Below are 2,649 nucleotides of genomic sequence, written 5' to 3'. Positions count from 1 at the left end.
GGGAACGGCCCCCTTCCCGCAAGCCCGCGGCGCAGCGCGGCGCCGAGCTCGGCGATCTGCCGCTGCGACACCTCGGCGGACAGGATCGCCAGCGAGCCGTGGAAGGTGCCGGGCCACTGGTGCAGCTCGACCGGCACGCCCGCCCGCAGCAGGCGCAGCGCGTAGTCGATGTCCTCGTCGCGGTTCGGGTCGAACTCCGCGGTCGCGATGTAGGCCGGCGGCAGGCCCGACAGGTCCGTGGCCCGCGCCGGCGCGGCGTACGGCGTGGCGGGCGCGGAGCCCAGGTAGTACCGCCAGGCCGCGGCCACGCGATCGCGTGTCGACCATGGCGTGCCGGTGAAGGTGCGCTGCGACCACGTCCGCTGCCGGTCGTCGAGCGTGGCCTCGTTGAGCAGCTGGAAGCGGATCGGCGGCCCCTGCTCGTCGCGTGCCCGCAACGCCAGCGCGGCGGCGAGGTTCGCGCCGGAGCTGTGCCCTCCGACCGCGATCCGCGCCGGGTCGACGCCGAGCCCCGCGGCGTTCCGGGCGGTCCAGGTCAGCACGGCGTGGGCGTCGTCCAGGGCGGCGGGGAAGCGGTGTTCGGGGGCGCGGCGGTAGTCCACCGAGATCACCACCGCACCCGAGGCGCCGGCGATGAGGGTGGCCCACAGGTGCTCGGTGTCCAGATCGCCGAAGACCCATCCGCCGCCGTGCATCCAGACGACCGCGCCCCGGGCCTCGCGCGGGCGATAGATCCGCACCGGCACGTCCGGGGTGGCGGGCACCGTGCGGTCCTCGATCTCCATGCCCGCGACGTCCGGCACCGGCCGCGCGGCGGCCCGCTCGGCGAGGCTCTCCCGCGTGGCGACGGGGTCGTCCAGATCGACGTGCGCGAGAAAGGGGATGAAGGCTTCCAGCTCGGGATCCATGCCGGCCATCCTCGCGGTCGCCGCCTCCGGGGATCATCCGCCGGTCGTCGCGCATCCCGCCCGGATCGCGCGCCGACCGGCGCGATCTCCCGGTCGAGGACGGCTCCAGGAAGACACGACCTAGCCTTGGGGCATGGAGGCTCTGGCCGACCGGCTGTCACAGCTGGACCCGCACGTCCAAGGAGTGGCCCGCGTCGTCGCGTTCTACGACACGCTGATGCGACGGCGGGTGGACATGCCGGCGCTCGCCCGGGCCTCGGCGGGCCTGGCCGAGTGCGTGGCCGGGATCAGGCTCCAGGGCGCTGGGCCGGCCGTCCGCATGGCGCCCGACGGCAGGCGGGCGCCCGAACCGCCGTCGCCGCCGGCACCGCCGTCGAGCACGGCGCCGATCGTGCTCGACGAGGAGGAGATCGGCGCGGTGTGGCTGGAGCGCCCCGGCCCGCCCGGCCCTCTGGACGAGGTGCTGCTGAACCGGCTCGCCATCGCCGCCGCGGCGGTCGCCGAGCGGTACGGCCCGGCCCGCACCACCATGGCCGATCCCGCCCTCGTCGAGCTCGCGATCAGCGCGGGCAGTGACGAGGCGGCCCGCGCCCGGGCCCTGCGGCTCCTGGGGTTCCCCGCCGGCGTGCCCGTCCTCGTCGTCGCCGTCCGCTCGCAGCTCCGGCTCGACCGGGTCGGCGGCCTGATCTGCCCGGATCACCGGGTGAAGGCGGCGTCACTCGCCGACGTGGGCGTCATTCTGGCCGCCACCGTGGACACGGCTCGCTTTCCGGCAGGCGTACGCGCGGGCGTCGGCGCCGCCGAGAGCCCGGTTTGTTCCTGGTCACGGGCCCGTACGGCGCTCCGCTTCACCACTGCGCGGCGGCCGGTCGTCCACTACGACGACCTGGGCGCGCTGGCGCTCCTGGCCGACATCCCCCGGGACGCCGCGCTCGGCAATCCCGACGTGGCCGCGATCGCCCGGCTGGCCGCCGACCCGGAGGATCTGGAGACCCTGGACGTCTGCTGCGCCACCGGCTCCCTGCGCCGTGCCGCCGACCTTCTCCACCTGCACCACAGCAGCGTCGCCCGGCGCCTCGGCCGGATCGGGCGGACCCTCGGCATCGACCTCACCGAACCGGCCGGACTGACGCGGGCCGGGATCGCCCTCACCACCTGGCGGCTGCTGACCGGCTGAGCCCGCTCCGCCTCGCCCCCCCCCGCGCCCGCGAGGCGGCCGCGAGCAGTGCCCGTGACGTGTGTCCGCTTCCGCAACACGGCCGTTACGCCGGAGGGTTGACCACGGGTCAAGGGGCGGGGATAACTGAGCCGTAGCCGATACGGGGGCCGCAATCCGTAGGTTGGAGCCGTGGATGAGCATCGTGCCCTCGCCCCCGCTGGTCGGACGCGCCGCTGAACTGCGGACCCTCATCGACGCGGTGACCCGGCCGCCCGCGGTCGTGCTGGTGGAGGGCGAGGCGGGCATCGGCAAGACCCGGCTCGTCCGCGCCGCGCTCGACCGCCTGCCGTCCGGCGACCGGGCCGTCCTGCTCGGCTACTGCCACCAGATCCGAGAGCCGTTCCCGTACGGGCCGGTCTTCGAGGCGCTGCGGGACATCAGGGGACGGCTTCCGGCGGCGCACCGGCTCAACCCGGTCGCCGGTGCGCTCCGCGGCCACCTTCCCGAGCTGGCCGGCGCGCTGCCGCCGCCGCCCCAGCCCCTGGACGACCCGCGGGCCGAGCGCCACCGGGTGTTCCGCGC

3 protein-coding genes are annotated in these 2,649 nt (G+C 75.8%); 2 read left to right on the top strand and 1 reads right to left on the bottom strand.

Translation table 11 applies throughout. The features are described from left to right. Positions 1-908 (bottom strand): alpha/beta hydrolase (locus AB0J39_RS39115; RefSeq protein WP_363474215.1); only part of this gene is annotated, 908 nt, incomplete at its 3' end. 133 nt (positions 909-1,041) lie between these two features. On the opposite strand from AB0J39_RS39115, the gene AB0J39_RS39110 reads away from it, so the two are divergent. Further along, the gene (locus AB0J39_RS39110; protein ID WP_363474213.1) at positions 1,042-2,085 is read left to right on the top strand and encodes a helix-turn-helix domain-containing protein; all 1,044 of its coding nucleotides are present in this window, start codon (positions 1,042-1,044) and stop codon (positions 2,083-2,085) included. Between the two features lie 175 nt (positions 2,086-2,260). Then, the coding region (locus tag AB0J39_RS39105; protein ID WP_363474211.1) for an AAA family ATPase at positions 2,261-2,649 on the top strand (389 nt) is incomplete at its 3' end.

The organism is Microbispora sp. NPDC049633, from assembly GCF_040675265.1.
In the GTDB taxonomy this organism is placed as follows: domain Bacteria; phylum Actinomycetota; class Actinomycetes; order Streptosporangiales; family Streptosporangiaceae; genus Microbispora; species Microbispora maris.
This window is presented reverse-complemented; position numbering and strand designations above follow the sequence as displayed.